5 protein-coding genes are annotated in these 5,829 nt (G+C 42.9%); all 5 read left to right on the forward strand.

The features are described 5' to 3' along the window. Positions 1-1,098 precede the first annotated feature (1,098 nt). The 5 genes from F6K37_RS30630 to F6K37_RS30650 all read left to right on the forward strand — a co-directional run bounded on the left by F6K37_RS30630 (position 1,099) and on the right by F6K37_RS30650 (position 4,915). On the forward strand, positions 1,099-2,175 hold the full coding sequence (locus tag F6K37_RS30630) for a glycosyltransferase family 4 protein (protein WP_287254282.1): 1,077 nt from the start codon (positions 1,099-1,101) through the stop codon (positions 2,173-2,175). A gap of 129 nt (positions 2,176-2,304) precedes the next feature. Further along, positions 2,305-2,532: a hypothetical protein gene (locus tag F6K37_RS30635; RefSeq protein ID WP_287254284.1), complete on the forward strand. Its 228-nt coding sequence runs from the start codon at positions 2,305-2,307 to the stop codon at positions 2,530-2,532. A 44-nt stretch (positions 2,533-2,576) separates the two neighbouring features. Beyond that, on the forward strand, positions 2,577-3,926 hold the full coding sequence (locus F6K37_RS30640; RefSeq protein ID WP_502709570.1) for a glycosyltransferase family 4 protein: 1,350 nt from the start codon (positions 2,577-2,579) through the stop codon (positions 3,924-3,926). Positions 3,927-4,181: 255 nt separating this feature from the next. Continuing rightward, positions 4,182-4,370, forward strand: a complete 189-nt coding sequence (locus tag F6K37_RS30645) for a hypothetical protein (protein ID WP_287254286.1) — start codon at positions 4,182-4,184, stop codon at positions 4,368-4,370. 380 nt (positions 4,371-4,750) lie between these two features. After that, on the forward strand, positions 4,751-4,915 hold the full coding sequence (locus tag F6K37_RS30650; RefSeq protein ID WP_154659900.1) for a hypothetical protein: 165 nt from the start codon (positions 4,751-4,753) through the stop codon (positions 4,913-4,915). Positions 4,916-5,829 lie beyond the last annotated feature (914 nt).

Here is a 5,829-nt window from a genome sequence, read left to right on the forward strand (position 1 = left end):
ACCTGATTACTATGAGAAACGCTATATTTCTAAAATAGTCTCTAAATCTTGGCCAAGAAATATAATACCAATTCTTCGCGCTCACACCGCTACACATCAATTTCATCTCCCCATCTCCCCATCTTCCCATCTGCATCTGTAGTCCACCTTTGAAGAATTGGTATAATTTTTAGGGAGGCGATCGGTAAAATTTAAACTTATCATTAATTTTAGGCTCAAAATTCGGGATGAAAGTGAAGGTAATAGTGAATTTAATACTTCATATTTACCTAATTTTTAAGGATAATTACGGATTGAGCAAATTAAGTCGGTTTTAACTGGTCACGAATGGATATCGAGTGCTTATCAAGCAGCTTTTCCTTCTCTTATCCCTATCTTAACCTGATTAATAACATTTTTATTCAGAGAATACTTTAAATTAATCATGATGTTATCCTTAAGGTTAGTATAAGTGATAGGATAACCCAAGGGAGCAGATTATTCATCAGCTAAGAGGATAAACTCTATTCCTAGAGTCACTAAATAATCGGCTCCGAGTAATTAACAGGTTTTGATTTAATCTTATCTTAATTAATCATTTTTTGATTTGGTTGCGCTAACAATTTTTAATTAAAAATATAAGTCATGGCATTTTAAAAAAAATATAGATTTTTTGAAAAAAAACCTGAGGTTATTGTTAATTTGAGTAGAAAGTATCGGATAATAAAATCTAGCCGATTATTCATCAGCTCAGAGAATAAAATCTATTCCTACAGTCACTAAATAATCGGCTCCGAGTAATTAACAGGTTTTGAGTGCATCTTACCTTAATTACTGAATCTTTTGCCTGGGAGTGAACTACACTCTGGTAATTACGACCGCCGTAAGAAATATTGCTGGTGCAGGTGACGGACTTGGTTTTGTTTTGGGTCTTAGCAGATCCAGACTATTCAACAGCTTATGGAAAATCTAGATGCTTGTATGGCTTCTAATTGTGCAAATTTACCAAGTTTATTAGAGCAAGCAAATCAGCTTGCAGAATAATTAGAGGCTTCTATAATACGAGGGTCTAGAGGTAATCCTGGTTCTCAGATGTAGTAATTCTTATGCTATTACACCATGGTTTCCCCTGGATATTATGTACTTGCTTTCATTATCGCGGCTTTAATTGTTTTCAAGACTATTCCTTTAGTTAAAGCGGCTGCCATCAACTATCAGTACACGGATTTACCAGCCGAGCGTAAAGTGCATCGACAACCGATGGTGCGTTTAGGGGGAATTTCTATTTGTGCTAGCACCTTAATCGCTCTGTTTTTAGTATGGAGTCTAGGAGGGTTGGCTGATTTTCCCCCTGAAGTCACCTTAGAGGTTTGGGCAGTTTTTCTCGGCAGTTTCTGCTTTTTCTTGATTGGCGTCACAGACGACTTGGTGAATTTATCGCCGTTAACGCGCTTGTTACTGCAAGCAGCAGTTGCCAGTTTAGTTTGGAAAATGGGGGTGCGGATTAGCTTTGTAAGTCTTCCAGGAGTGGGAATAGCACACTTAGAATGGCTCAGCTTACCTATTACCGTCCTCTGGCTGACAGGGGTTGTCAACGGGATTAATTGGATTGATGGACTGGATGGCTTGGCTTCAGGAGTCGCTGGTATTGCTGGCGTGATTATTTTCGTCCTCAGTTTGTTCATCGGTCAAACCGAGGCAGCACTAATTAGTGCGGCATTAGTCGGGAGTTTATTAGGATTTTTGTACTACAACTTCAATCCAGCCCAAATTTTTATGGGAGATGGTGGCTCCTACTTCATCGGTTTCACTATCGCTAGCCTGAGTGTGATTGGATTGGTTAATGGTGCCGTAGCTACAACAGTCCTCTTACCCTTTCTGGTCTTGGCAGTACCCCTTTTAGACATGTCTGCTGTGATTACCCTGAGATTATGTCACGGCAGTTCACCTTTCCAGGCTGATCAACGCCATCTCCATCATCGTTTGTTAAAGGCAGGTTTGTCTCATCGACTAACGGTGTTACTGATTTACGCCCTCACGTTATGGGCTGGCAGTTTAGCCCTAGTCTCTGTTCAGTTTCCTCGCAGTCCGGTAATTGTCGGTAGTACAACGATTTTACTGGGATTGGTGATTTGGAGAGCATGGCAGTCTGTTCATGGCTCTTCCATGGAGCAGGGAGTGGGGAGCAGGGAGTAGGGAGTAGGGACTTCGGAGCAGGGACTTCGGAGCAGGGACTTCGGAGCAGAGAAAAAATTCTTTGTACCTGATTAGTACGAGAAACGCTACAGATCTTATTACATCTGAATTTTAAGCATGGCTGGGGAGATGGCCATCTGGCCATCTCCCCATACTCCGCGCGCTATCTCCGCGTGCCTCCTCTTCCCGATTCCCGATTCCCGATTCCCGACTCCCGATTCCCGATTCCCGACTCCCGATTCCCGATTCCCGACTCCCGATTCCCTGCTTCCTGCTCCGAACGCGCCCCGCGTGGCCTACGGCCTCAGTCCCTGCTCCGTAAAACAAAAATACTTCAACCAACTGAAAAGACTATAGCTGGACTTATGGTTCTAATTAAACAACCAAAAACATCGAAACATATGAAAGACTGCTTACCAACAACAACACTTAGTGAGCAGTCTGTTCAGCTGTCTGTACTAACTCAATTTTTTCCTCCTGACTATGCTGCTACTGGGCAGCTAATCGAAGAATTAGTGATGCAATTGGGCAAACAAGGCATGGACATTAAGGTGTTTACTGGGCAACCAGGCTATGCCTTTGGGACTCCCACTGCACCAAGGTATGAAAAGTTGGGAAAAGTACAAATTAAGCGATCGCGTTCAGCTCAACTGTGGCCTCAGCGGATTCGTGGCAAAGCTGTTAATGGCTTAATTTTCGCTGTGCGAGCTTTCTTGCACTTAGTTAAAAACTGTCGTCGTCGTAATTTGGTGTTATTAACGACTGCGCCACCGTTTTTCCCTGTGGTTGCCTACCTGGCTCGTAGGATTTTTGGTATGCGCTATGTTTGCCTAATTTACGATTTTTATCCAGACATTGCTGTGGAGTTAGGAGTCATTGGTCACGATCATCCCTTGGCTCGATTTTGGAGAGGTCTCAATCGTCGGGTTTGGCGTAAAGCCGAGGCAATTATTGTCCTTAGTTCAGCCATGAAGCAACGAGTCATAGATACCTGTCCTAAATTGGCTAACAAGGTGGCAGTGATTCACAGTTGGGCTAACCCAGATGTGATTGTGCCACTCCCCAAGCCAGATAACTGGTTTGCCCAGAAGCACAACTTAGTTAATAAATTCACGGTGCTTTACTCTGGTAATATGGGGCGCTGCCATGATATCGACACGATTCTTGAGACTGCTAAATTACTGAAAGACGAACCGATTCAGTTTGTCTGTATTGGTAGTGGTGCGAAGCGAGAAGCCTTAATCGAGGACGTGAAGCGCTTAGGTTTAACTAACTTTCTGTTTTTGCCCTACCAAGACAAAGACATGCTGCCTTACTCATTAACCGCTTGCGATCTCTCCTTAGTAAGTGTGATTCCTGGTATGGAAACCTTAGTGGCTCCTAGCAAACTCTACTCTGCGTTAGCTGCTGGGGTTCCCGTGGCGGTAATTTGCTCTCCTCAAGCGTACTTAACTGAGCTGATTGCCAAGGCTAAGTGCGGTGCCAGCTTCGTGAATGGAGACAGCCAAGGTCTGGCTGACTATATCCGCTCTCTGGCCGCTAATCAGGAGTTAGTAAACTCCCTAGGTCAGGCTGGTCGTGAGTATTTACTAGAGAATTTTACTCCTGAAGTGATTGCTAAACAGTATGATCAGGTTCTTTGTGAAGCCTTGAGTCGGGAGTCGGGAGTCGGGAGTCGGGAGTCGGGAGTCGGGAGCGGTGCGACCCGTGGCGAATTTAATTCGACGACTGTAAGCGCACCGAGGGAGTAGGCAAGAGGCAAAAGGCAAGAGGCAAAAGGCAAGAGGCAAAAGGATAAGCAATTTCCCCTGGTTGACTGACTTTAGATCATGGCGTAGGTTGGGTTGAGGCAACGAAACCCAACAAAGCGTGAGGCTTTTGTGGGGTTACGCTATCGCTAACCGCTCCCTACAGCACTAGCTTGCCTATTGCCTATTGCCTATTGCCTTTTGCCTTATGACCTTGACTTATGCGCCGTTTTTTGATAGTATTAATTCCTGGAAACATTGTCCCATAAAATTAAATTAAGGATTAAACAAAATTATCCCACAAATGTCAGCTATCAGCGATCAGCTATCAGCTATCAGCTATCAGCGATCAGCGATCAGCGATCAGCTATCAGCTATCAGCTAAAGGCTTATGGCTTATGGCCACACTACTGTTCGCGTAGCGAATGGCTGACTGCTGACTGCTGACTGCTGACTGCTGAATGCTTACCCACAAATTATTCCACCAATTTACTCAATTGTCCTGAAATATCTCAGTTACTAAGAATAAATAATTGGTGCCTAACGCCTAACTCATAAGCGTTTGTTTGACTATTTTTTTTGACTGGCTTTAGTAAATAATCTATTTCAATCGGTGCTCGCTATAGCGCTAGGCGCAAGTCAGAAGTAAGAAGTCAGAAGTCAGAAGTAAGCTATGACTAAGTTTCGGAGTTTAGGAATGTTAAACATCTGAATGCGTAGTGCTATATAAGTTATTAATTAACTAGTAAGCATTCAGCCGTCAGCGGTCAGCCGTGAGCTAAAAGCTCACGCTGCGCGAACAGCTTTCCATAACTCAGATTAAACTAATGCTTACCTGTTGTCTTGATGCAGTCGCTCATGGGGGAAACCCCCAAGACCGTAATGGTGCGTTTTCCGTAGGCGAATTAAATTCGCCACGGGTCGCACCTCTGCATCGCTTATTCAAAAGCTGTTCCCTTTGCTTACCCTATGCCCATAAGCACCTCAAGTAGCCTGTCCATAGCCCATAAGCTGATAACTGATAGCTGATAGCTGATAGCTGATAGCTGAATGCTTACATTAACTAATTTCATAAAAGCCAATTAACAACTATATTATTATCTAGTTATTAATATCTAGATAAAGGGTAGGATGGGGATTATATGGTTTAATAAAAGTATGTTTAGGATTAAACAAAATTATCCCACAAATTATCTCACCAATTTGCTCAATTATCCTGACAGATCTCAGTTAATAAGAATAACTAATTGGTGCCTAACTACTAATAGTTTAGTTTACTAGTTTGTTTGACTGGTTTGTTTAGGAAATCATCTAAAAAATAAAATTGGCAACCCGCGCTAATTAAAAAGCGTCCGTAGTCAGGCGCGAAATTTAAAGAAGGTGGGTTACGGCGCGGATAAAAACTGATTGGTAATCTCTCAAAATCCTTGCCCAGCCTAACCCACCCTACGAACTAAAATTAAATACTAGCTAGTTATTACTATCTAGATCCTTAAGTTTTAGGAGTGGGCTTCGATGGTCCTGTTGATCTCAGTCTCTCCCCACACCACTTTTCATTAGTTGTGATGTCAACAGCAGGAAAGTGATTAAGGGGGAGATTGTGTGTCTATTATTTTAGGGAGCAGGGAGTCGGGAGCGGTGCGACCCGTGGCGAATTTAATTCGACGACTGTAAGCGCACCGAGGGAGTCGGGAGCGGTGCGACCCGTGGCGAATTTAATTCGACGACTGTAAGCGCACCGAGGGAGAAGAGTTTTAGGGTGAGTTATCAGCTATTAGCTAAGCTGTTCGGCATTTAAATTGGTATAATAAAAATTAATAAATAACCCAATAATAGGAAATATGCCAGCAAAAAATTATCTGACACAAGAGCAAAAAACAATACTTCAAAAAGCCTTAAAAATAGA

This window comes from Moorena sp. SIO4E2 (assembly GCF_010671945.1).
Lineage (GTDB): Bacteria > Cyanobacteriota > Cyanobacteriia > Cyanobacteriales > Coleofasciculaceae > Moorena > Moorena producens.

What these genes read in the sequence shown, in the direction of transcription:
- F6K37_RS30650 (WP_154659900.1), top strand. Translation starts at nt 4,751, where the DNA reads ATGCTTACCTGTTGTCTTGATGCAGTCGCTCATGGGGGAAACCCCCAA.
- F6K37_RS30635 (WP_287254284.1), top strand. Translation starts at nt 2,305, where the DNA reads ATGGCCATCTGGCCATCTCCCCATACTCCGCGCGCTATCTCCGCGTGC.
- F6K37_RS30630 (WP_287254282.1), top strand. Translation starts at nt 1,099, where the DNA reads ATGGTTTCCCCTGGATATTATGTACTTGCTTTCATTATCGCGGCTTTA.
- F6K37_RS30640 (WP_502709570.1), top strand. Translation starts at nt 2,577, where the DNA reads ATGAAAGACTGCTTACCAACAACAACACTTAGTGAGCAGTCTGTTCAG.